Origin of the sequence: Kribbella qitaiheensis, assembly GCF_014217565.1 — a bacterium.
Taxonomy (GTDB): domain Bacteria; phylum Actinomycetota; class Actinomycetes; order Propionibacteriales; family Kribbellaceae; genus Kribbella; species Kribbella qitaiheensis_A.
This window is the reverse complement of record NZ_CP043661.1, coordinates 7668943-7691880: the sequence shown is the minus strand read 5'-3', so window position 1 is coordinate 7691880 and position 22938 is coordinate 7668943. Positions and strand designations below refer to the sequence as shown.

The window sequence follows — 22938 nt, the reverse complement described above, 5'->3', positions numbered from 1 at the left end:
GCTACGTCGCCCACGCCGCTAGATCTCTGACCTGGCGGCGTTCTGATTCAGTCGTGGATCTTCACGTGAACTTTCAAAGGTCGCCTATGGGTTCCCTAAGAATGGCGAGATCAGTTCGTCGGCGACCCACTGGGCGACCTTGGCCGGGTAGGGCGACGGGAGCCCGAGTACGACGTGCTCGAAGCCGGCGCCGATCGCTGCACCGATCGCGTCCCGCACAACGTCAGGCTGATCGTAGGACACCGAAAGATGGATCGAGCGGGTGATCGAGGCCGGGTCGCGACCGATCTCGGCGCAGTACCGGTCCAGCAGAGCGCTTCGGCGTACGGCGTCGTCGAGGTCACCACCTGGGATGTTCCACACCTCCGCATGCTCGGCGGCGATCCGCAGTACCGGAGCCGTCCGCCCACCGATGACGATCGGCGGATGGGGGCGCTGCACAGGCTTGGGATTGCAGAACGCCCCGATGAGGTCGACATACTCGCCATGGAAGTCGAACGGCGAAGTCTCGGTCCACAGCCGCCGGATCACCGTGCACGCTTCGGCGAAGCTCCCGACAGCATGGCCGACCTCATGAAAAGGCAGCCCGTGCGCCTCGTACTCACGCCTGGCCAGCGGATGGCTAGGCCGCGAACCAACGCCGATCCCGAAGTCGAGGCGCCCATCGGAGACGACGTCGACCGTCGCGGCGATCTTGGCCAGCATCGCGGGCGGTCGGAAGCGATTACTGGTGACGAGCAGCCCGACCCGCAGCCTTTCGGTCTGCGCGGCGAGTGCGGACAACAGCGTCCAGCCTTCGAAGATCGGGCCATTCAAGTCACCGCCGATCGGCAGCAGATGGTCGAACAGCCAGGCGTGCTCGATCTCCTCGATCGCGTCCGCCTCGCGCCAGACCCGCAGTACGTCGTGATAGTCGACCTGCATCGGAGCGGTCATGATCCCGAACCGCGGCATGGTCAGCGCCTCCGCAGCGACGGGTCGAGCAAGGACGGCGGGGTGTCGAACTTCTGCTCCGGCGCCAGGTCGAGACCGGGAGCGACGATCGCGTCGATCTCATCCAGGACATCGGCAGAGAGCACGGTGTCCGCCGCCGCGAGCTGAGACTCCAAGTGATCCAGCGTGCGGGGACCGATGATCGCACTCGTCACGGCCGGGTGTGCGGTGACGAATCCGAGCGCGAGCTGGATCAGACTCAGACCGGCCTCGTCAGCGACCTTGGCCAGCTGTTCGACGGCATCCAGCCTGGCCTGGTTCGACGGGGTGCTCAGATCGAACCACTGCGGCCGACTCACCGAGCGGTTCGTGGTGATCTCCTGACCCTTCCGGATCGCCCCGGACAGCCACCCTGAACCCAACGGGCTCCACACCAGTACGCCGAGTCCGTACTCCTCGGTCACGGGCAGCACATGAGTCTCGATGCCACGCTGCAGGATCGAGTAACCGGGCTGCTCGGTGACGTAGCGGCTCAGGTGATTCTCCCGGGCGGCCCATTGCGCCTGCACGATCCGGTACGCCGGGAAGCTGGACGATCCGAAGTACCGGATCTTTCCCGCGCGTTGCAGGTCGGTCAGGGCCGACAGCGTCTCCTCGTCGCTGGTCGTCGGGTCCCACCGGTGCATCTGGTAGAGATCGACATGGTCGACACCCAGCCGGCGCAGGCTGTTGTCCAACTCGGTGACCAGCCACCGGCGCGAACCGCCTCGACGGTTGCGCTCCTCCCCCATCGGCAGGGTCGCCTTGGTGGCCAGTACGAGGTCGTCGCGGCGGCCGGCGATGGCCTTGCCGACCATCTCCTCCGACTCGCCCTGGCCGTACATGTCCGCGGTGTCGATGAAGTTGATGCCGGCTTCGAGGGCGGCATCGACGATCGCGGTCGCCTCGTCGATGCCGGTCCGGCCGATCTGGCCGAAGTTCATCGCGCCGAGCGCGAGGGTGCTGACCTGGACGCCGGTACGGCCGAGAGTTCGGTACTGCATGACTATCTCCTTGAAGTTGATACTCTGAGATAAGCGGAACGAGGTTCCGATAAACACCATACGGAACGTGGTTCCGTTTATCAAGGAGAACGCTGTGGCCGACGAAGCACCGCCGCGGAAGCGCGCCGATGCGCGGCGGAACGAGGTGTCCCTGCTCGACGCGGCCGCCGCGGCCTTCGTCGCTTCCGGGGTCGATGCGCCGGTGCGCGACATCGCGGCCAAGGCCGGCGTCGGGGTCGGCACGATCTACCGCCACTTCCCGACCCGGGCCGATCTCATCGTCGCCGTCTACCGGCATCAGGTGGAGGCCTGCGCCGAGGCCGGCCCGGCTCTGCTGGCGAACAACAGTTCGCCGCACGCGGCCCTGGCGCAGTGGATCGACCTCTTCGTCGACTTCCTGATCACCAAGCACGGCCTGGCCGAGGCGCTGCAGTCCGACAACGCCGCCTTCCAGACTCTGCACGCCTACTTCCTCGACCGGCTCGTCCCGGTCTGCGCCCAGCTACTGGAGGCCGCGATGCAAGCCGGTGAGATCCGCTTCGAGCTGGCGCCGGTCCAGTTGATGCGCGGCGTCGGGAATCTCTGTATCGGCGCCGAGAACAACCCCGACTACGACGCCCGCCGCCTGGTGGACCTCCTGATCACCGGTCTGCGCCTGCACTAGGGTCGGCGGCATGGAACTGCTGGCCGAGGTCGAACAGCATCATCAGGATCTGGCCCGCTGGCTCGGGAGCGAGGCGGAGCCCGGGTTGCTCGACACGTTCGGGGCGGCGCATCGGCCGGAGTTCACCCTCGTCACGATCGACGGCGTGAAGCTCGACCTGGCGAGCCTGCTGACCGGACTGGCCGACGGGCGCAACGCGGTACCGGGGCTGAAGATCGGGATCGAGGAGTTCGAGGTCGTCGTACGAACCGCCGAGGTCGCGGTCTGCCGGTTCCTCGAGCGGCACTCGGCCGGCTCGCTGCGGCGCACGATCGCAGTACTGACAGCCGATCCGGCCGGTCGCAACGGGGTGCGCTGGCTGGCTGTGCAGGAGTCACCGGTTCTCTGACGACCGCCGACCTGGAAGAGTAGGCGGTATGCCGAGAACGATTGCCACCAACACCAAGGTCGACACCGAGGCGCTGCTCGAGTTCGTCCGGCCTCGCCACCACATGTTGCTGATCACCCGCCGCGCCGACGGTACGCCGCAGGCCTCGCCGGTGTCGGGCGGCGTCGACGACGAGGGCCGGATCGTCATCTCGTCGTACCCGGAGCGGGCCAAGAGCACCAACGTGAAGCGCGATCCGCAAACCGCCGTGGTCGTGCTGTCGGACGACTGGAACGGGCCGTGGGTCCAGATCGACGGCAGCGGCGAGGTGATCGAACTGCCCGACGCGCTCGAGCCCCTGGTCGACTACTTCCGGTCGATCTCCGGCGAGCACCCGGACTGGGACGAGTACCGTGAGGCGATGCGCAGCCAGGGCAAGTGTCTGATCCGGATCACCCCGCAACGCTGGGGCCCGGTCGCCACCGGCGGCTTCCCCGCCCACCTGGCCGACTGACCACCCCGTACGCCGGGAGGCCGGCTCACCGAAGCCGGCCTGTCAGTCCTTCTTGTAGCGGCGTTCCATTGTTTCGGTGATGCGCTGCATGGCGCCTTCGAGGTGTTCGCGCAATGCTGCCTCGGCACCGGCCTCGTCGTGCGCCTGGCAGGCGTCCAGGATCGCCTGGTGCTCGCGCCGGGTCTGCTCGATCCGCGCCTTGGTCTGCCGGGAACCGAACCGGTACCGCTCGCTGTTCTGCCAGACCGGCTCGATCGCGCGCGGCAGCCAGCGGGACCCACCGGCCCGGTAGATCGCGAAGTGGAACTCGGTGTGCGCCTGCCGGGAGGCGATGATGTCGCCCGCCTTCGACAGCCGGACATGCTCGGCCAGCGCGGCCCGCGCCAGCACCGCGTCGGTGTCGGCGAACCTGGTCGCGGCAGCCCGTACTGCGAGGCTCTCCAGCGCGAGCCGGGTCTCGTGGGTGTCGCGCAGGTCCTCCATCGACAGCTCGCGAACCCACGCGCCCTTGTGCGGCACGATCTCGACCAGCCCGAGCGCCTGCATCCGGCGCAGCCCTTCACGGATCGGCATCTGGCTCATGTCCAGCCGCTTGGCCAGTTCCTCCAGTCGCAGCGCCGTACCGCTCGGCAGCTCGCCGGACAGGATGAGCTCATGCAACTCGGCGGCGGCTTCCTCCGCGAGGGTACGACGGCCGCTCGGTCCCCCGGGCGTGAGCTCAAGTCGTCGGGTCATCTGGGGTCGGTAGCCTCTCTCCTCCACTGCACTCACGTCTGCGAGGTAACCGTAGCGGGGAGTTGGCGTTCGCGGGCACTCATCCAGCAGATTGCCCACGCCGTAGTCATTCGAGCCCACTCAGGTCGAGCAGCACGCGTCGTTCCGACGTACCGCCGACCAGTAGGTCCAGTGCGTCTTCCGCATCCTTAGCAGGCACCAGTACGACGTCTGGCAGCACTGCGGCCGGAGCGATGTCCGCCAGCACCTGGGCAACCGTCCCGGGCTCGATCGACGTGCGCTGCATATTCACCGGCAGCACCCGCAGGTCGCGGCCGATCAGCTGATGCAGGTCGAGAGTGGCGAACTCCCCTGCCGTGTAGCCGAGTACTACGACCCGGCCGCCCGGAGTGATGTGACTCATCACTCCGCTGGTGACTGGACCACCCACTGTGTCGATCGCCGCATCGCACCACTGCAGCTCGCGTCCGACCTGGCCCAGCTCGTCTACGCGGACGGTCTGGTCAACCAGTCCGGACAGTACGTCGACGGACTCGCCTGCACGCGCCAGTCCGATCACCTTGCCCGCTCCGGCGGCCCGTGCGACGGCAGCACATAACCGGCCGACCAACCCGGTCGCACCAGTCACCACAACGGTCTCACCGGCTACCACAGCACCAACACGCCGTACTGCGGTGTGCGCAGTCAACGCCGGAGCCAACATCGCCACCGCGGCAGCAGGATCCAGCCCGGCCGGCAACGGATGCAGGGACCCATCCGGTACTACGGCCAGCCGTCCCCAGGTGCCCGGCCGGGATACCCCGACACCGCCACCACGGATCACGACCTGGGTCCCGGCCGGATACTTCTCCGAGCTCAGCACCACGCCCGCGCCCTCTGATCCGGGAGTGAACGGTGCCTGGAGTTGCTGGGGCAGCTTGCCCGCCAGCACGGTCCGGTCCAGCTGGGTGACAGCAGCCACCCGCATCTCGACCAGGGTTTCACCTGGTCCCGCGACCAGCTCGATCTCCTCGGCCTTCAACTGCTGGCCGGGTCCGTAGCTGCGCAGCACGATGCCCATCCGCGCGCTCATCCACCCACCCCACTCATACCGATGCCCCCGCTTACGATTTGATATCTGATCACATCTTGGCTCTGACGAAAAGTCCTTCTCACCCCTCGGCCACCCCCTGACCAAGCGGTCTGGTCAAACGTTCACCTGCGCCCGCGCGGTCCGGATCGACCTGATCGCTCCCCATCGGGAACGGCCAGTCGCTACCGGCCAGCACGTGGTCCGCCCCGAACGTCGTCTGCAGCAACGCCAGTACTGCGGGGTCGTGAACCAGGTCGTCCACGTAGAACCGCCGCAGAGCGTCCGCGACGGACAGCGATGGTGGCTCGATCCCCGGCCGGGCCGTGTCGATCCCCCGTTGCCAACGGCCTGCCAGGGTGGCTGTCACTCCACCGCCGTGACAGAGGCAGAACCTGATCCCCGGGAACCGCCCGGGAACATCCGCGAACACCAGCTCGGCCGCAGCAAGCCCTGTTTCATAAGGGTTTCCGAGCAGGTTCGACAGGTAGTAGGCAGCGAGCCGCTTGTCGGCGCTGTGGCCCGGGTGGATCAAGGTGAACGCCTCTAGCGCGTCCAGCACTTGCCACACCTCGTCGAGCCCGCCGAAGCCCGCAGTACCGAGGGCGAAGCCACTGAAGACTCCCTCGGCTGCCAGCGATGAGGAGACTCCAGCTGCAGCGGGGTCGTGGAGCGGTAGCTGGCCAAGGACGCGCAGCCGCGGCCCTGCCAACGAGCGCAGCCCTTCGTTGAGCAGCTCGGCCCACTCGACGCCCAGGTCGTAGCGGAAGAGCGCAGGCGGCACGGACACCACAGCACCGTCCAACTGCTGCTCGTCGATCCACGAGAGCAGCGCGGCAGGATCACCCAGCTTCCGGAGTGGCAGCCGCTCGTGACCGTCGACCACCAGCCAGTCACCGTCGACGGTCAGCCCGAAGCTGCCGACCGCCGCCAGCACTGTCGGCGGTATCAGGTGCGTGTGGACGTCCCAGCCGGCCATGTCAGCGTGCGTCCGCGTCGTTGTCGTAGAAGGACGGCCGCTCGGGGTAGTGCGGGCCGTCGTACATCTCGAGCAGGACAGAGGTCTCCTCGGCCATCGTCGGGCCGTGGGTGGATCCCTTGGGGTTCCAGTAGAAGCTGCCCTTGGTCAGCGTGGTCCCGGTCGGCAGGTACACGTACCGCCCGGACAAGCAGAACATGAACTGGTTCGAGGCGTGCTGATGGGCCGACGGGATCCCGGCGCCCTTCTCGAACCGCACCAGCGCGATCGACGCCTCGGTCTGCTCGTCCCGCCAGAGCATCTTGTGGGACAGCCCGGCCAGGGACTTCTCCACCCATTCCAGGTCGTCCGTCTGCAGCAGGATCTCGTGGAACTGCTCGTCGAAGTTGGTCATCAGCCGTCCTCCCGAGGTACTGGGCGGCCGGTGATTCCACTGTAAAGCTCCTCGGCGACGCCGGGTCGCATCGGCGCCACGGCCGCGATGTGCCCGTCGGGCCGGACCAGTACGACGGTCTCCGCCGGTACGCCGTACCGGCCGGTCGCGATGCTGCCCGGGTCGAACAGCGACCGGTCCCGCAGCCCCGAGTCGAGCGGCGCGTCCCACCGCGAGATCGCGAAGTGCCGCAGCGCCGGCGAATCGTTCACCGGGATCTCCGGTCGCCGCCGGACGTCGGTGAAGTACAAGGCCACGAAGGAATCCCGGCACAGCCCGTGGATCGTCTCCCGCCCGAGCGGACCGTGCAGCGTGAGGTCAGGAGCCCGGTCGCCGGCCCGGACGGCAGGTGGTTCCGCACTGGTCATCACCATCGACCAGTCGCCTTCACCGTCGACATCCAGCCGTACGCCGAGCAGCGTCCTCGTGTACGCCGTTGCCCAGTCGCTTCCAGCGGCCGTCACCGCACCCCGCTGGTGCGACATGTACTTCCGGGCCGCCTCGGCCATCTCACCCGAGCCGTTGATGGCTACTGGCCGCTGCTCCTGCTCGTAGCCGTCCAACAGCTCCGGTGCAGCCCAGCCGCGCAGTACCCAGGCAAGCCGCCACGGGAGGTTCGAGGCGTCCAGCGCACCGGTATTGAGGCCCAGCGCCCACATGGGCGTGATCAGGTGCGCCGCGTCGCCCATCAGGAAGACCTTGCGCTCAGCAGACCAGTGGTCCGCCACCCGGTGATGCACGTTGTAGACGACCGTGCCGCGCAGCTCGATCTTGTCCACCTCGCCGATGAACTGCTTCACCTTCACCAGCAGATCCTCGTCGCCCGGTGGCTCCATCCCTTCGGCCAGCGGGAACAGAAACCGCCAGCACTCCGGCTGCCGGATCAGCACCATCCACTCCGACCGGTCCGAGAAGTACGCCAGGTACGGATAGTCGCGAGCGTTCGACACGTCCAGGTCGACCACGACGTCGATCAGCATGTACCGCTCGGGCAGCGTCTCGCCGGACACGGTCGCACCGAGCGCATCCCGCACCTTCGAACGGCCGCCATCACAGGCAAGCAAATGCGAGGCGAGAATCTCCTGCGGCCCGTCCGGCGTGGCAACCCGTAGTACGACATGATCGTCGACGACCTCGAAGGACTCCAGCCGGTGCGAGGTCAGCACGGATCCACCGGCCCGCTCGAGCGCGGCGGCCAGGATCGGCTCCATCGTCTGCTGCGGCAGGTTGATCACGAACGGGAACTGCGTGTCGTTCACCAGTTCGGCCAGCTGGACCGAGGCCCGCGGCGTGTTGGTGGCCCGGTCGATGTCGCCGATCTCGTCGATCCGCAGCGCGGCCGCGAGGATCTCGTCGACGCAGCCGTACCGGTTCCAGATCTCCAGGGTCCGGGTCAGCGTCGTACCGGCTTTCGTGTCGGACGACAGTGCGGCGTCCTCCTCGAGCAGCACGAACGGCACGCCGTAGTGGGCCAGGCCGAGCGCGGTGGTCAGGCCGATCGGCCCCGCGCCGACAACGGCGACAGGCAACTGGTGCTTGGCAGAGGTCACTCGGGATCTCCTAGAACTCTTCGAGCCGGGCGAATGCCCGTTCCCGGGTGAGCTGGGAGCCGGTCATCGCCGCCGCGTCGGACAGCAGGAACAACAGCGGGCCGACCACGTCCTCGGGGTCGCCGATGCCTATGGTGTCGTGCCAGTGCTCGCGGTCCGCACCGAGGTTCGCAGTACGGAACTGATCCGTGTCGATCACGCCCGGCGCGACCACGTTCACCCGCACCCGGTGCTCGGCAACCTCGGCGGCGAGCGTCTTGGCGAAGGCGACCAAGGCAGCCTTGCTGGACGCGTACGCCGCGGCGCCGGGGAACCCGGTCGGAGCCATCCCCGAGGTGAACACGATCACCGAGCCGGCCCGCCGCTCGATCAGGTGCGGAACGACCGCCTGGCAGACCCAGACGACGCCGTCCAGGTTCACCTGCAGCGTCCGGGTCCACTCGGCGGGGTCCATGTCGAGCACCGCGGCCCGGGGCTGGATCGCGGCGCCGGCCACGAGCCCGTCGATCCGGCCGTGCCGCTCGATCACTCCTGCCACAGCTTCAAGCACTGCAGCCCGATCAGAGACATCTACCTCGACGTACTCGACCGCCGAGTTCTCTGGCGCCGTGATGTCGAAGACGACCGCCGTCCCGCCGCACGAGACGACCGCGGCGGCCAGCGCGGCGCCGATGCCGCTAGCGCCACCGGTGACCACCACGACCTCGCCGGTCGCGTCGAAGCTCACCTTCATGACGTCCCCTTCTGCCGGGAGGTCATCGTCTCGGTGATCCGCTGTACGGCGCCGGCCAGGTGGGTCCGGAGCGCTTCTTCGGCCGCGTCCGAGTCGTGGGCGACGCAGGCGTCGAGGATCGCCTGGTGCTCTTGCCGGTTCCGCTCGATCTGCGCCGCGGTCTGCCGGCTGCCGAACCTGTACCGCTCGCTGTTCTGCCAGACCGGCTCGATCGCCCGCGCCAGCCACTGCGAGCCACCGGCCCGGTAGAGGGTGAAGTGGAAGTCCGCGTGCGACTGCCGGGCGCCGATCGAGTCCTCACTCCGCGACAACCGCAGATGCTCCGCCAGCGCGGCTGTCGCCTGCTGCTCGTCCTCCGCGCCAAAGTGCTCAGCCGCCGCCCGTACTGCGAGGCTCTCGAGCGCGAGCCGGGTCTCATGGGTATCGCGCAGGTCTTCCAGCGACAACTCGCGAACCCAGGCGCCGCGGTGCGGAATGATGTCGACCAGCCCGAGCGCTTCCAGCCGGCGAAGGCCTTCGCGGACCGGCATCTGGCTCATCTCCAGCCGATTCGCCAGCTCGACCAGGCGCAGCGGCGTACCGCTGGGAAGTTCGCCGGACAGGATCAGCTGGTGAAGCTCGGCCGCGGCGGTCTCGGCCAACGTACGGCGGCCACCTCGGCCACCGCCGGGTAGCAACTCCATCGGGCTGCTCATGAGAGCTCCCGGTAGGCAAGGGTGTTCCGCAGCTCGCCGAGCTGGTCGGCGCGCGTAATCACTTCGTCGCCCTCCTTCAGGAACACCTGCGGTTCGCGGGCGTTCCCGATCCCGGCCGGCGTACCGGTGAGCAGCAGATCGCCCGGTCGCAGCGTCATCCCGAACGACAGCTCGCTGATCAGCGTCGCCACGTCGTACGCCATCTGCTTGGTCGACGCGTCCTGCATGATCTCGCCGTTGAGCAGGCACTGCAGCCGCACGTCCTGCGGATCACCGAGCTCGTCGGCGCTCACGATCCACGGCCCGAGCGGCATCGTCTGATCGATGCTCTTGCCCTTCAGCCATTGGCCGCCGTGCGCTCGTTGCAGATCGCGCTGCGAGATGTCGTTGGCCAAGGTGTAGCCCCAGACATGGTCGAGCGCGTCCGCGACCGGAATGCTCCGGCCGGTCTTGCCGATCACCAGCGCGAGCTCCGCCTCGTAGTCCCACTTCGCCGAGACGGCCGGGTCGTACGCGATCTCGTCGTACGGGCCGATCACCACGTCCGGACCCTTCGTGAAGAACGTCGGGTGTTCCGGCCGGTCGACGTCCTGCCCCTCGCGTTTGCCCTTGCTCTCCTCGAAGTGGTCCCAGTAGTTCCAGCCGGTACAGAGGATGTCCCGCCGGAACCGCCGGATCGGCGCCAGCAACCGCACGTCCGCCAGCGCGACCCGCTCGTTGCCCAAGGCACCAAGCCCGTTCTCGATCACCGCCACCAGGTCGGCATGAGGCAGCAGGATGACGTCTTCGCCATCCAGTACGCCGGGCCGCTCGCGCCCGTCGTGCTCCACCGTCACGAAACGCATCTCAGACCCACTCGACGCCGCGCACGCGACCGGTCACGGGATCACCGCGATCGCGTTGATCTCGATCAGATAGTCCGGGTGCGCGAGCTTGCTGACCTCGACCATCGTCGAAGCCGGCAACGGTTCGTGGAAGTACCGCGCCCGGACCTCGTGGATCTTGGCGAAGTCCTCCATGTTGCGGACGTACACGTCCACCCGGCAGACATCGTCCAAGGTCCCACCGGCCTCGCGGACGGCGGCCTGGACGTTCTCGCAGACCTGCCGGGTCTGCTCGGAGACGTCGCCGACGCCGGCGATGCTGCCGTCCGGCCGGCGCGCGGTCATCCCGGAGACGAACACCAGCCGCCCGGTCGCCTCGATCGTGGTCGCCTGCGAGAACACCCCGTTGGGGCTGCGCAACGCAGTACTGGTCAGTTGTGTCTTCGGCATCAGTTCAGCACCCCTCCGGCCGGTACGACCGCGCCGACCGCGTTGGCGGTCGCGAGCAGTCCGTCCAGCCCCGACTTCTCGATCAGTACGCCGTGCCGCCGCTGGTATTCGGCTCGCTCGGCTTCGATCTCTCCCGGCAGATGCAACCGGTCGACCCCTGGCGCGGTGGCACTCGCCCGGACCCGCGCCGCCAGGGCCGAGGACCGTTGCCGAAATCCCTCGACCCCACCCAGCAACTCCGGGTTGATCGCGAGGAACAGGTGCGCGCAGTCGTTCGGCCGTTCCGGCTCCCTGTACAGCGGCCGCACCTGGTCGCCCCAGCCACCACCACTCAGTACGCCGGTCAGCACGTCGATCATCAACGCCAGCCCGAACCCCTTGTGCCCGGCGGCAGGCAGCAACATCCCCAGTACCGCGGCCTCCGGGTCGGTGGTCGGCAAGCCCTGCGAGTCCGTCGCCCAGGTGTCCGGGATCGACCGGCCGGCCGAGGAGGCCAGCCGGATCTTGCCCAGCGCAACGGCCGACAGCGCCATGTCCAGCACCATCTCCGGTCCGCCCACGGTCGGTACGGCGATCGCCAGCGGGTTGTTGCCGACCAGCCGTTCGGCGCCGCCGGGGGCGGGCATCAACGGGGTGGTGTTCGACATCGCGATGCCCAGCTGACCGGCCCGGGCCGCCTGCATCGCCCACCGGCTGGCCGCGCCGAAGTGGTGCGCGTTCCGGACCGAGACCAGGCCGATCCCGTACCGGCCGGCTCGCTCGGCTGCCAGGCCCATCGCCTGCGGGCTGGACAACTGGCCCATCCCGCCGCGCGCATCCGCGACCAACGCCGCGCCGGCGTCGTGCAGCACGTCCAGCTCACGCTCGCGGGTGACCCCGCCTGCGTTCAGGCGTTCGACGTACATCGGAACGAGCATCACGCCGTGCGAGCTGACGCCGCGCAGATCCGCTTCGACCAGGGCGGCGGCGATCTTCGCCGAGTCACCTGGCTCGAATCCGAGCGCGGTGAAGACGGCGGAGACAGTTGCCTCCAGCCACGCGGGCCGGACGAGCACCTGCCGATCTGAGTCCGGGGCCTGGGTCGTCACCTGTTCTCCCGCGCCCATGGCAACAGGTAGTGCTCCAGCGCGACCAGCGCGTAGAACAAAACGATGCTCATGATGCTCAGCAAGGTGATTCCGGCGAAGGCCAGCGCGGTGTCGGCACTCGAGCCGGAACTCTGGATCACATAGCCCAGCCCGCCGGTAGCACCGACGAACTCGGCGATCACCGAGCCGATCACCGCCAGCGAGATGGCCACCTTCAGCCCGGTGAAGATCTGCGGCAATGCGTAGATGATCCGCAGCCGGAAGAACTCCTGGGTCTTGCTCGCGTTCAGCGACCGGAGCAGCTCCACCAACTCGACCGGGGTCGACTTCATCCCGGTCGCGGTCGAGATCACGATCGGGAAGAAGCAGACCAGCAGCACCATCACGGCCTTCGGCCACGAGCCGAATCCCATCCAGACCACCAGCAGCGGCGCGATCGCGATCTTCGGGATCGCGTTCACCGCCAGCATCAGCGGATAGAGCAGCCGTTCCACCAGCACCGAACGGACGATCAGCAGCGCGATCGGGACCCCGGTCGCGATCGCCAGGAAGAAGCCACCGATCGTCTCCACGAACGAGACGCCGGTCTGCTTCAGCAAGAAGCCGGGCTGGTCGAGGAAGGACGTGACCACATCGCCCGGACTCGGCAGCAGGAACGGCTCGATCGCGAACACGACGACGGCCAGCCACCACAGCCCGATCGCGGCGAACAGTCCGAGCACCGGAAGAAGGATCGCCGCCGACCGGGAGCTGGTCAGCCAGGATCGCTTCGTCATCGGCGCCCCTCGGGCACGTCGGCGGGCGGCACCTTCTCGGACAGCAGGCCGTGCAGGTGGCCGCTGATCCGGGCCACGTCGGTCAGGTGCGCGTCCTGGCCCAGACTGCGGGGCCGGGGAATGTCGATCTCGACGATCTCGCGCAGCCGGCCGGGCCGCGGGCTCAGCACGACCACCCGGTCCGCGAGCAGGACGGCCTCCTCGATCGAGTGGGTGACGAATACGATCGTGGTCGCCAGCTCCATCTGGACCCGTTGCAGTTCCTCGGACAGCTCCGTCCTGGTCAGCGCGTCGAGCGCCGAGAACGGCTCGTCCATCAACATCACCTTGGGGTCGCGGATCAGCGAGCGGCACAACGACACCCGCTGCTGCATCCCCCCGGACAACTCGTGCGGGAGGCGGCGCTCGAAGCCGGTCAGCCCGACCAGCTCCAGCAACTCGTGCGCCCGGTCCCGGTACGTCTTCTTGTCCTTGCTCTTGTCCTTGCCGCCGGAGATCTCCACCGGGAGCAGGACGTTCGACACCACCGAGCGCCAGGGCAGCAGAGCGGGCCGCTGGAACATGAACGAGACGTCGCGGCGGGGCCCCTTGACGGGTTCCCCCGCCACCTCGACCCCGCCGTACGTCGGCCGCAGCAGTCCCGCGATCAGCCGGAGCAGGGTGGACTTGCCACACCCGGACCGGCCGATCAACGTGACGAACTCGTTCTCCTGGACGTGCAGGTCGATCCCTTCGAGGGCCTGGATCTCTCCCCCGCGGCCCTCGAAGACCTGGCCCACACCGTCCAGCCGGATCATGTCAGCCCTTCGGCGCCAGGTCGCGGTCGACCACGTCGGACGGATTCACCGAACCGGCCGGGGTGATCTGCCCGGCGTCCTCGAGGTCCTTGATGATCTGCTGCACGCGGGAAACCTCCACCGCGCCGAGCACACCGCTGAAGCCGTCCGGCTTGACGTAGGGCCTCATCAGGTTCAGCTCTTTGACGGAACCCTCGACCTTGCGGTCCGGCACGTACTTCTGCAGGATCTTCGCCGCGCCGTCGGGGTCGTCGATGGTGTCCTGCAGACCCTTGAGCAGCGCACTGGTGAACTTCTTCACCTGGTCCGGGTGCTCCTTGGCCAGGTCGGACCGGGTGATGATCGCGTTGCCGTACAGGTCCGGAAGCACATCGCCGTACGGCAGTACGACGGCCTTGCGGTGCTTGACCTTGTCCGCGTTCTCCACCGTCGGCACGCCGACGACGAACTGACCGATCCCGTCGACCGTCCCGGCCGACAGCAGCTGCGGCAGCGATGCCGGCGGCGACGGGACGAATTTGGTGGTCTCCCAGTTCGCGATCTTCGCGGCCTTGGCGTAGAGCGGGAACATCACCGTGTTGGTGGAGCCCGGCTGGTCGCCGATCTTCTTGCCGGGCAGGTCCTGCGGACCCTTGATGCTGCCACCTTCGAGGGTGACGATCGCCGCCAACGACTTCTGGTGGATCATCCCGACCGTGGTGACCGGCATCTTCTGCTTGCCCATCGTGATCAGGATCGCGGTGAAGTCACCGATCCCGTAGTCCGCCTGGCCACCCGCCACCAGCTTCAGCACGTCGACCGTGCCGGTACCCGGCTTGATGGTGACGTCGAAGCCGGCGTCCTTGAAATAGCCCTTCTCGAGGGCGACATAGGCGTAGGCCTCGCGGCCGAAGGTGTTGAATGACGTCAGATAGGTGATCTTCTGAAGTGATGCGTCCCCGTTCTGGCCCGCTTTGTCGTTATTGCACGCACTCACCACAGCTAGTGCGAGTACCGCCACAAGGGCGGCGGCAGAGCGCCTGAACCTCATCCTGGACTTTCTCCTCTCCGATATTTGATCAAACATCAAATATGGAAGGGTGGTCAATCGCCCCTCCGGGGACTTCACAGTGTCTTTACGTACACCGTTCCGGGTCCCCTCAGAACCCGATTGCCGCCCGTCCTGGAGCCGTTTCCCCATACCTGTCCGTACCGGACTGGCATCCCGCCCCGACCACAGACCGTACCCGTCCGGACAGCAGATCGCGACGCCCGATCGGGTACTTCGTGTCCCTGGCAGGACAAATTTGTGTAAACCCGTTCACTTTGTGATCTGGGTCATGAGATCGCTCTCACTGCGAGTCACCCTGGAGAGGGATTCGGGCCGGACCCGGATTTGGGAGGATTGCCGGGTGGCGAACGTGCTGGTCCGGGGCTCGACCTATCTGCGATGGGTCTATCTGCTGCTCGGCGCCGCGCTGGTCCTGGCCTTCCTCCTGGTCGACAGCGCCCTGGTCTCCCTGCTGAACGGGCTGCACCTGCCGGCGGTGCCCGGTGGTGTGCTCGTCGCACTCTTCATCGTCGTGCCGCCGGTACTGCTGGGCATCCTTCCCGCCGTGCGCGAGGTAGAGGGCATCGCCGTCGAGTCGTTGCTCGGGGTCCGCTTCGACGAGCGGCCGCTCGGCTCCGCGCGCAACTGGCCTCAGCGCCGACGGACCGCCACCTGGTTCTGTCTGCACCTGCTCGCGGGCGGCTTCGTCGGCGTCCTCAGCACCGTCGTGTTCGGTCTCGGCGCCGTGTTGCTCGCGGCCCCTTTCCGGACACCGGGACAGCACGAGCTGATCCCAGACGTCGACTACCCGGTCAGCGGCCGCTGGACCGACTACTGGATGCCGCTGGCTGCCGTCGCTGGGGTGCTGGCCCTGTTCTTGTTGTCCTCGGCAATCGGTGCACTGCTCGCGTACGCCGCTCCGCGGGTCCTCGGGCCGACTCCCGCCGAGCGGATCGAGCTGCTCGAACAGCAGACTGCGACCCTTGCCGAGCGCAACCGATTGGCCCGCGAGCTGCACGACAGCGTCGGCCACGCCCTCAGCCTGGTCACGATCCAGGCGGCCGCGGCCCGGCGGGTACTCGCCACCGATCCCGCCTTCGCCGAGAACGCCCTCGCGGCAATGGAGACCTCGGCGCGGGCGGCGCTGGCCGATCTCGACCACGTGCTCGGGCTGCTCCGCGAGGATCGCCGGCCGGGCTCGGAGAAGGCGCCCCAGGCGACCCTCGGCGACATCACCCGGCTGGTCGAATCGACTCGCGCGGGCGGCATCACCGTGACGGTTCAGCGCCAGGGCCGACTGGAGCAACTCCCAGCTGCGGTCTCCCGGGAGGCCTACCGGATCGTCCAGGAGGGCCTCACCAACGCGATCCGGCACGCCGGCCGGCCGACGGACCAGCTCGAGATCGGATTGTCGATAAGCCTCGGCGCCGACGGTCTGCGGCTCGAACTGACCAACCCGGTCAGCGCCACCCCGAACCAGCCACACCGCAGCGGCGGAGGCACCGGGCTGGCCGGTATCCGTGAAAGGGTCGCCGTACTACGAGGCTCGGTCGAAGCGGGGCCTGGTCGGGGATCATTGGCGGCTGGCAGTAACGCTGCCGGTCGCCGTCACGACGAAGGGACGACAGTGAACGACGTATCGGTGGTCGTGGTTGACGACGAGCCGCTGATCCGCAGCGGCCTGCGCGCCATCATCGACGCGGAGCCGGACCTGACCGTTGTCGGCGAGGCCGGCGACGGCGCCGAGGTTCTCTCCGTCGTCCGGCGAACCCAGCCCGACGTCGTACTGATGGACGTACGGATGCCAGCGGTCGACGGCATCCAGGCGACCCGGCTGCTGCTCGAAGGCGTCGACCCTGCGCCACGCGTCCTGGTCGTCACCACTTTCGAGAACGACGACTACGTGTACGACGCGCTGCGCGCCGGCGCCTCGGGCTTCCTCCTGAAGCGGACTCCCCCGGACGACATCATCGCCGCGATCCGGACTGTCGCGAGCAGCGAGTCGTTGCTGTTCCCGGAGGCGATCCGGGCACTCGCTCTTGCCCACGTCTCGACGCAGAGCCAGCCGACCGGGCTCGAGCGGTACCAGCTGACCGAGCGCGAGCAGGAGGTGCTCCGGTTGATGGCGAAGGGGCTGTCGAACGCGGAGATCGCGGCGGAGTTGATCCTCGGCGTACAGACCATCAAGACGCACGTCGCGAACACGCTCGCCAAGCTAGGGGCACGCGATCGCACGCAGGCCGTCATCCTGGCCTACGAGTCAGGCTTCGTGCCCCTGCACTGAGTCAGGCTGGGCTAGGTCTGGGTGGGGTCGTCCGCTTCGGCGAGGGTGCAGGCGTTGTGCAAAGGGTCGATGGCATCCGCCTTCACCGCGACGCGCTGGAGCAGTGTCCGAAAGATCATCCGCTCGCCGTCCTCCAGGCTGCCGAGGACCTCTTCCTCGGCCTCGCCCAGGCGACTCTCGAGATCGCAGAGCGTCTCCTTGCCCTGCTCGGTCGCCACGATCAGCCGGGCCCGCCGATCCGTCGGGTCGGGCTGCCGTTCGACCACGCCGGCCTTCTCCAGATCGTCCAGCAGATACGTCATCACCGTCCGGTCGACCCCGAGTTGCGCGGCCAGATCAAGCTGACGCTTCGGCCCTGAACCGACAGCGGTCGCGAGCACCTGGTAGCCGCGCGGGCCGCCAGGGACATCCGCCAGCGCCTCACCGGACCGCTTCGCATACCGCCGGAAGACGACGCCGAGCGCCCAGCCGAGGTCAGCCTCGACCGACGTCCCGCGCGCCTGGCGGGTCCGGAGATCCGACTCCGGCGAAGAACTGGTCACGAAAGCCAGTCTACGTGGTCTACGCCACTCGGAATACGATCTGACTTGAATATGTTCTGTTTGACAGATTATCTTTACGACAGCTCATATGAGCCAGTCCCCGACAACTTCTGGAGATGTCAGCTATGACCACCCTTCTTCGCGTCGACGCCAGCATCCGGGTCGACGGATCCGTCAGCCGGGCACTCGCCGACAGCGCCGAGGCGGCCTGGAGGTCGGAACACCCGGACGGCGTCGTCGTCCGGCGTGACCTCGGCCGGCACCCGATCCCGGGCGACGTCTGGCCCGCCGCCATCGGCGCGGCCTTCGGTTTCGCCCCCGACGAGAGCGCGACCCACGCGGACGCGGCCAGTGCGACCGCACTCGCCGCCGAACTCAGCCAGGAGATCCGGGACGCCGACGCCGTCCTGCTTGCGATCCCGCTGTACAACTACGGCATCTCCCAACACGTGAAGACCTGGATGGATCTGCTGATGGTCGACCGCGAACTGCTGGCCGGCGAGGTACTTCGGGGCAAGCCGGTCATCCTCACCTTGGCTCGCGGCGGTGGTTACAGCGTCGGCGCACCCAAGGAAGGCTGGGACCACGCGACGCCGTACTTGGAGCGCATCTTCGGCGAGGTGTTCAACATGAACATCCGCAAGGCGGTCGCCGAGCTGACGCTGGCCCCGGTCACCCCGGGGATGGAGTCATTGATCGACGCGTCCAAGGTTTCTGAGGAGGAGGCCCACCTCGAGGCCGAGAAGCACGCCGCAGTAGTCGCCCGCGAGGTCACTGGCGCCGCTGCCTGATCTGCCCTGGCAGCACGACCTGCACTACCTGCACTACCTGTCTGATGCCCTACCTACCTGCCTGCCTTAGCTGCCTGATGCTTTACCTGCCTGATGCTTGGTTGAGCTAAGGCGTTCCTGCTGGGCGCCGTACTCGAGTCGGCACCCGACCAGGACACCTCTCAGCTCGCCTGCCAGACCGACACAGTGACCGACAGCGTTACCTCCACCGGATCAGCCAGTACGGCGATCCGCTCCGCGAGCTCAGCCGGCTGCACGTGCCGCGCACTCGGCGTCATCGCCACCAACTGCTCCACCGACCGGTGATCCAGCCGCATCCCGACCTCGACGGCCGTCGCCTCGGTCTGGACGAACTCCCCCGCCAGCGATTCCCGCAGCCGGCGGTCCTTGTCCTCATCCACGCGAACCATCCCGAGTACCGCGATCAGCTCGGCGAGGTGTGCCTGGTTGGGCGTCACCACGAGCAGCTTCCCGCCGGGCGCGAGTATGCGACGCATCTCGGGCGCGTTCCGTGGCGCGAAGACATCGAGTACTACGTCAACGACCCCGTCCCGGAGCGGCAACTCCTTCCAGGCGTCACACACCACCGACCCGATCCGCCCGTCCACCTTGGCCGCCCGCCGCGCCGCATACCGCGAAACATCCAACGCAACCCCCACCCGCTCCCGCTTGCCAACCTCCGCCGCCTCCGCCGCCTCCCCGGGCTCCACCGTCTTCCCGGCCTCCCCCGCACCTGCCTCAATGACGCCGGCGAGGTAGTACGCCGTACCGGCTCCTACTTCGGCGAAGTGGGTGGCTGTGGGTGGGGTGTGGGCGATCAGGGCGTCGCGGATCGGCGCATAGTGGCCGCCGGCGAGGAAGGTGCCGCGGGCCTCGATCATGGCGGCCGTGTCGCCCTCGATGCCGGTCGATGCGGAGGGCAACAAGTTGAGATAGCCCTGCTTGGCCAGGTCGAAGGCATGACCTCGCGCGCAACCCGCCGTACGGGCTGCCAGGGCCAGGCCGTCGGCGCAGACCGGGCAACGCAACAGGGAGACGAGGTCCGGGCGCACAGAAGGCAGGTTAGCCGTTGACGTCCCGGCTGGTGAGGCGCGCCCAGGCCGCTGCGTAGAAGACGGCCAGGTAGGCGCCTTGCATGAGCAGGTTGCGGCCGATCTCGTGCCAGTACGGCGGATCGCGGAGCAGGTCGGCGAACGACGTCCAGCCATACAGCAGCAACCACGGGTGGATCACGTGGATCTGCGGGATCGCGCCGAGGATGCCGAACACGATGAACGTGCAGAACGTGGCGGCCATCGCGGCCAGTGGCGTCGACGTCAACGATGACACGAACAGCCCGATCCCGGCGAGACCGAGCAGGGACAGCGCGATCAGCAGCGCGATGCCGAGGGCCCGAAGCAGTCCGTCGGCGAGCGAGACCGTCGTACCGGAAAGCAGGACGACGTCGCCGACCGGAAAGAGTATGACTCCGACGATCAGTCCGGACACCCAGATCGTCATCGTCGCGGCCAGGCAGAACGTGACCAGTGCGACCATCTTGGCCGCGAGCAAGCGTGATCGCCCGGCCGGCGCGGTGATCAGGTTGCGGAGCGTGCCGAGGCTGGCTTCGCCGGCCAGCGACTCCCCTGAGATGACCGTGACCGCGGTCGGCAGGAAGAACGGCAACGACAGGGCCAGACTCGCGACCACCAGGAAGAACCCGTTCCCGGCGACCTGCCCGAGGAACCCTTCGGCGTCCCCATCCGAGCCGGACACCTTGATTGCCACGCCGATCAGGATCGGAACGGCCGCCAGTACGGCGAGCAGCACCCAGGTCCGGGCCCGCCCGAAAACCAGATGCAGCTCCGAGGCGAACAGCGCCACAGTGTGCCGCCCCGCACTCGGCCGCCCCACGGGCGCTCGTTCCACAACCTCGGTCGCGGCCATCAACTCTCACCTTTCGAAGCTGCCTCGACGTCGGCTTTACCGCCGCCACCGCCGCCCTCGACCGGACGATCCGGGACTACCACCAGCAGCCGGCCGACCTGGCGGACCTGATCGTCCGGTACGGCGCGGCGCGGGTCGCGGCCTGGGCGAGACCACCGCTCGATTGGTCGGGCCGCACCGCCCCAGGCCGCTGCCGTCGCAAGTGCTGCCATCGCGCCTGCGGCAGCGAGTGGGACTGCGACTTCAGTCGTCAAGGACGTCGTGGCCGATGGTGCGCACTCATCCAGACCCACCCGATGTCCCTGGGGCGAGGCCACGCTCAGCGACGGCTTATTCGGCGACATCGAAACCTTCTCCGGTCAGGGCGACGAAGGCGTCTTCGAGGCTTGGGCGTTCGAGGCCGAAGCCGTGGATCCGGACGTCGGCGGCGACCAGGGCGGCTGCGAGCTTGTCGATCGGGAGTTCGCCTGGGTCTCCGTCCACGAACTCTTCGGCGACCTTGACGTCGGTGACGCCCAGACCGGTCAGGGTCTGTTCGGCCTGCTGGAGATCCGGTGTCCGCACGACCAGGCGCGGCCGAAGCTCGGAGCGCAGTTCGGTCATCGTGGACTGCCGGAGCAGGCGGCCGCGGCTCATCACCGCCGCGTGGGTGCAGAGCTGCTCGACCTCGGTCAGCAAGTGGGTGGAGGTGAAGATGGTGGTGCCGTCGTTCGCCAGTTCGCGAATCAGCGAACGCACCTCGCGGGTGCCCTGCGGGTCGAGACCGTTGGTCGGCTCGTCGAGCACCAGCAGGTCGCGCGGCTGCATCAGCGCGACGGCGATCGCGAGCCTCTGCCGCATGCCGAGCGAGTAGTTGCGGACCTTCTTACCGGCTGCGTTGGACAGGCCGACCCGTTCAAGCGCGTGCCCCGCCCGGGCCTTGCGGGTCCGGGGGTCGGCTGTCCGGTCGGCCGCATCGAAGCGCAGCAGGTTCGCCTGCCCGGTCCAGAACGGATAGAAGGCCGGTCCTTCGACCAGCGCACCGACCCGCGGCAGCACAGACAGTTGCCCCTTCGGCATCGGCTCGCCGAGCAGCTCGACCGAACCCGAGGTAGGCGCGATCAACCCGAGCAGCATCCGGATCGTGGTCGTCTTCCCCGACCCGTTCGGCCCGAGAAACCCGAAGATACTTCCGGCCGGAACCTCCAGATCAACCGCATCCACCGCCACCTGCCCACTCCGAAACCGCTTCGTCAGCCCCCGAGTAACAATCGGCGCCGCGCTCCCGTCCGATTCAACCGTCACGGCCGGTACGCCGGCGGTGCTCGCGCGCGGACCGACAGCGGCGCCCGATGCGCCGCCAGCGCCCCGGTCCGGGCGCGCTGGTGGTGGTTCGGTGCTCACCTTGTCAGCGCTCCCCGGATCGCTTCGGGTTGTCAGCGGGGAGCTTTGGCCGCGGCGGCCTGGAGGGTGTCGGGTGAGACGAGGCCGATGAAGACGCGGCCGTCGTCTGTGATCAGGGCGCTGACCATCTTGGTGGTCAGGATCTTGCCGGAGCCCCAGGTGCCCTGGACCGTGCGAGCCTTTGCCAGCAGTTGGCCGAGCGGGCCGGCATCCGCGGGAAGCTTGGCGCCTCGCAGTACGACGACGCTCTCCCAGCCCTTACCAACCACGGTCGGCTTGTCGGCATCGGACTTACCGGTGTCCGGCTTGGTGCCGTTGGGCTTCGGGAGGCCCTTCGGCTCGGTGTGGCGGGCGGCCGGGAGCTTCTCCTCGGTCACCTTGACGCCCTTCGGCGGGGTGAAGGCGAACGTGCTCGCCGCCGGTACGTCGAACGACACCGCCGAGAAGCCGAGCTGGACCGCGGGGTCCTTGCCGGTCCGCGGCATCACGGTCACCTGGAGCGGGACCCAGGTCTTCGAGTCGATCGCCAGCGTCACCGAACCCACGGTCGTCTTGTCGGTCTTCGGGACCAGGCGGAGCTTGTAGGCGTCGCGGCCGGCCACTTTCTCGGTGCCGCTGACCTCCACCTTGGTGGACGGGTCGATGGCACCCAGGAACTGCTTGGCGACGGCCTGCGGGTCGTACGTCTGCTTCTCCGGCGCGACCTCGGGCTTTGCCGGGTGCGCGGGCAGAGCCAGCTTGGTGGCCTCACGCTTGGACGAGTCGTACACCCAGGCGGTCTTACCGTCCGTGGTCAGCGTCCGCTCGGCCATGTCGTCGATCACCGAGACCCGGGCCTTGTCCGGACCGGCGAAGGCGACCCGGGCGGTGTGCTTGCCGGTCAGCAGGTCAGTGAACTTGGAGCTGTCGCCGCCGAGCCCTGGAATCGCGGGCAGACCGAGATCCGTCGAGGACGTCACCATGCCGGACAGCCCGTCGACCTTGGCCGTCTGCACTTTGGCGAGCAGGTCCTGCGCCGTGATCCCAGGCAGATCCGGAGAGGCATCCGCGACCACCGGCCCCAGCGCCCCCACGCCTGCCACCAGCGCGACTGCCGTGACCGGCACCAACCATCGTCGACTCCGCTGCGTTGCTCCCATGTCTACAAGACTCGCACCGCGCCCACCCCGAACCAAGGGGTGTCAGGGTCGAATCACCCAAAAGAGGGAGCGCGGCGTACGACGATCGCAGTACGAGGCAGCCGCGGTACCGCCGATCGGGTAGATCTCAGCACCAGATCAGCGGTTCCACGGCAGTGCGAACTCAGCAGGGCTCAGCGGTTCTAGAGGAGCC

At 67.9% G+C, this 22938-nt stretch carries 25 protein-coding genes; 5 read left to right on the top strand and 20 right to left on the bottom strand.

The genetic code is table 11. The features are described 5' to 3' along the window. Positions 1-84: 84 nt before the first annotated feature. Positions 85-954 (bottom strand): LLM class flavin-dependent oxidoreductase, encoded by an 870-nt coding sequence (locus tag F1D05_RS36420; protein ID WP_185444777.1) that lies wholly within the window; start codon positions 952-954, stop codon positions 85-87. A gap of 2 nt (positions 955-956) precedes the next feature. After that, positions 957-1976: an aldo/keto reductase gene (locus tag F1D05_RS36415; RefSeq protein ID WP_185444776.1), complete on the bottom strand. Its 1020-nt coding sequence runs from the start codon at positions 1974-1976 to the stop codon at positions 957-959. A gap of 94 nt (positions 1977-2070) precedes the next feature. Here F1D05_RS36415 and F1D05_RS36410 point away from each other — a divergent pair, with 94 nt between their 5' ends. Genes F1D05_RS36410 through F1D05_RS36400 form a run of 3 tightly spaced genes read left to right on the top strand, consistent with a single transcriptional unit; the run spans position 2071 to position 3521 of the window. Continuing rightward, on the top strand, positions 2071-2640 hold the full coding sequence (locus F1D05_RS36410) for a TetR/AcrR family transcriptional regulator (RefSeq protein WP_206685979.1): 570 nt from the start codon (positions 2071-2073) through the stop codon (positions 2638-2640). Positions 2641-2650: 10 nt separating this feature from the next. Next, positions 2651-3028 (top strand): hypothetical protein, encoded by a 378-nt coding sequence (locus F1D05_RS36405; RefSeq protein ID WP_185444775.1) that lies wholly within the window; start codon positions 2651-2653, stop codon positions 3026-3028. A 28-nt stretch (positions 3029-3056) separates the two neighbouring features. Then, complete coding sequence (locus F1D05_RS36400) at positions 3057-3521, top strand: PPOX class F420-dependent oxidoreductase (RefSeq protein ID WP_185444774.1); 465 nt, start codon at positions 3057-3059, stop codon at positions 3519-3521. Positions 3522-3563: 42 nt separating this feature from the next. Here F1D05_RS36400 and F1D05_RS36395 read toward each other — a convergent pair whose 3' ends face one another. The 13 genes from F1D05_RS36395 to F1D05_RS36335 all read right to left on the bottom strand — a co-directional run bounded on the left by F1D05_RS36395 (position 3564) and on the right by F1D05_RS36335 (position 14680). Then, positions 3564-4256 carry a GntR family transcriptional regulator gene (locus tag F1D05_RS36395; RefSeq protein ID WP_185444773.1) on the bottom strand — a complete coding sequence of 231 codons (693 nt, stop codon included), beginning with the start codon at positions 4254-4256 and terminating at the stop codon, positions 3564-3566. A gap of 106 nt (positions 4257-4362) precedes the next feature. Next, entirely contained in the window at positions 4363-5328 is a 966-nt protein-coding gene (locus tag F1D05_RS36390) for a quinone oxidoreductase family protein (RefSeq protein WP_185444772.1), read from the bottom strand. A 79-nt stretch (positions 5329-5407) separates the two neighbouring features. Beyond that, a complete protein-coding gene (locus F1D05_RS36385; protein WP_185444771.1) occupies positions 5408-6304 on the bottom strand; it encodes an amidohydrolase family protein in 897 nt (298 codons plus the stop codon). Position 6305: 1 nt separating this feature from the next. After that, on the bottom strand, positions 6306-6698 hold the full coding sequence (locus F1D05_RS36380; RefSeq protein ID WP_185444770.1) for a cupin domain-containing protein: 393 nt from the start codon (positions 6696-6698) through the stop codon (positions 6306-6308). Beyond that, positions 6698-8287: an FAD-dependent monooxygenase gene (locus F1D05_RS36375; protein WP_185444769.1), complete on the bottom strand. Its 1590-nt coding sequence runs from the start codon at positions 8285-8287 to the stop codon at positions 6698-6700. The genes F1D05_RS36380 and F1D05_RS36375 overlap by 1 nt, the downstream gene beginning before the upstream one ends. A gap of 10 nt (positions 8288-8297) precedes the next feature. Continuing rightward, complete coding sequence (locus F1D05_RS36370; protein ID WP_185444768.1) at positions 8298-9020, bottom strand: SDR family NAD(P)-dependent oxidoreductase; 723 nt, start codon at positions 9018-9020, stop codon at positions 8298-8300. Continuing rightward, the gene (locus tag F1D05_RS36365; RefSeq protein WP_185444767.1) at positions 9017-9715 is read right to left on the bottom strand and encodes a GntR family transcriptional regulator; all 699 of its coding nucleotides are present in this window, start codon (positions 9713-9715) and stop codon (positions 9017-9019) included. The genes F1D05_RS36370 and F1D05_RS36365 overlap by 4 nt, the downstream gene beginning before the upstream one ends. Continuing rightward, positions 9712-10560 carry a fumarylacetoacetate hydrolase family protein gene (locus F1D05_RS36360; RefSeq protein ID WP_185444766.1) on the bottom strand — a complete coding sequence of 283 codons (849 nt, stop codon included), beginning with the start codon at positions 10558-10560 and terminating at the stop codon, positions 9712-9714. Before F1D05_RS36360 ends, F1D05_RS36365 begins: the two co-directional genes overlap by 4 nt. A gap of 33 nt (positions 10561-10593) precedes the next feature. Then, positions 10594-10989, bottom strand: coding sequence for a RidA family protein (locus F1D05_RS36355; protein WP_185444765.1), 396 nt, complete (start codon positions 10987-10989; stop codon positions 10594-10596). Further along, on the bottom strand, positions 10989-12077 hold the full coding sequence (locus F1D05_RS36350) for an Ldh family oxidoreductase (protein ID WP_185444764.1): 1089 nt from the start codon (positions 12075-12077) through the stop codon (positions 10989-10991). The genes F1D05_RS36355 and F1D05_RS36350 overlap by 1 nt, the downstream gene beginning before the upstream one ends. Then, positions 12074-12853 carry an ABC transporter permease gene (locus F1D05_RS36345; RefSeq protein ID WP_185444763.1) on the bottom strand — a complete coding sequence of 260 codons (780 nt, stop codon included), beginning with the start codon at positions 12851-12853 and terminating at the stop codon, positions 12074-12076. The genes F1D05_RS36350 and F1D05_RS36345 overlap by 4 nt, the downstream gene beginning before the upstream one ends. Then, positions 12850-13650 carry an ABC transporter ATP-binding protein gene (locus tag F1D05_RS36340; RefSeq protein ID WP_185444762.1) on the bottom strand — a complete coding sequence of 267 codons (801 nt, stop codon included), beginning with the start codon at positions 13648-13650 and terminating at the stop codon, positions 12850-12852. Before F1D05_RS36340 ends, F1D05_RS36345 begins: the two co-directional genes overlap by 4 nt. A 1-nt stretch (position 13651) precedes the next feature. Beyond that, positions 13652-14680 carry an ABC transporter substrate-binding protein gene (locus F1D05_RS36335; RefSeq protein ID WP_185444761.1) on the bottom strand — a complete coding sequence of 343 codons (1029 nt, stop codon included), beginning with the start codon at positions 14678-14680 and terminating at the stop codon, positions 13652-13654. Positions 14681-15041: 361 nt separating this feature from the next. Between F1D05_RS36335 and F1D05_RS42675 the strand changes: the two genes are divergently transcribed. Continuing rightward, positions 15042-16964, top strand: coding sequence for a response regulator (locus tag F1D05_RS42675; protein WP_343066551.1), 1923 nt, complete (start codon positions 15042-15044; stop codon positions 16962-16964). A gap of 11 nt (positions 16965-16975) precedes the next feature. Here the strand turns inward: F1D05_RS42675 and F1D05_RS36320 are convergent, their stop codons facing one another. Next, entirely contained in the window at positions 16976-17506 is a 531-nt protein-coding gene (locus tag F1D05_RS36320; protein ID WP_185444760.1) for a MarR family winged helix-turn-helix transcriptional regulator, read from the bottom strand. A 125-nt stretch (positions 17507-17631) separates the two neighbouring features. On the opposite strand from F1D05_RS36320, the gene F1D05_RS36315 reads away from it, so the two are divergent. Beyond that, entirely contained in the window at positions 17632-18297 is a 666-nt protein-coding gene (locus F1D05_RS36315) for an FMN-dependent NADH-azoreductase (RefSeq protein ID WP_185444759.1), read from the top strand. A gap of 161 nt (positions 18298-18458) precedes the next feature. On the opposite strand, the gene F1D05_RS36310 is transcribed toward F1D05_RS36315, so the two are convergent. From F1D05_RS36310 to F1D05_RS36295, 4 genes are all read right to left on the bottom strand, one after another. Then, positions 18459-19349 (bottom strand): putative RNA methyltransferase, encoded by an 891-nt coding sequence (locus tag F1D05_RS36310; RefSeq protein WP_185444758.1) that lies wholly within the window; start codon positions 19347-19349, stop codon positions 18459-18461. Positions 19350-19359: 10 nt separating this feature from the next. Beyond that, the gene (locus tag F1D05_RS36305) at positions 19360-20223 is read right to left on the bottom strand and encodes an ABC transporter permease (protein ID WP_185444757.1); all 864 of its coding nucleotides are present in this window, start codon (positions 20221-20223) and stop codon (positions 19360-19362) included. Positions 20224-20553: 330 nt separating this feature from the next. Beyond that, positions 20554-21432, bottom strand: coding sequence for an ABC transporter ATP-binding protein (locus F1D05_RS36300; RefSeq protein WP_246486263.1), 879 nt, complete (start codon positions 21430-21432; stop codon positions 20554-20556). A 206-nt stretch (positions 21433-21638) separates the two neighbouring features. Further along, positions 21639-22712 (bottom strand): LolA family protein, encoded by a 1074-nt coding sequence (locus F1D05_RS36295; RefSeq protein WP_246486262.1) that lies wholly within the window; start codon positions 22710-22712, stop codon positions 21639-21641. Between the last annotated feature and the right edge of the window lie 226 nt (positions 22713-22938).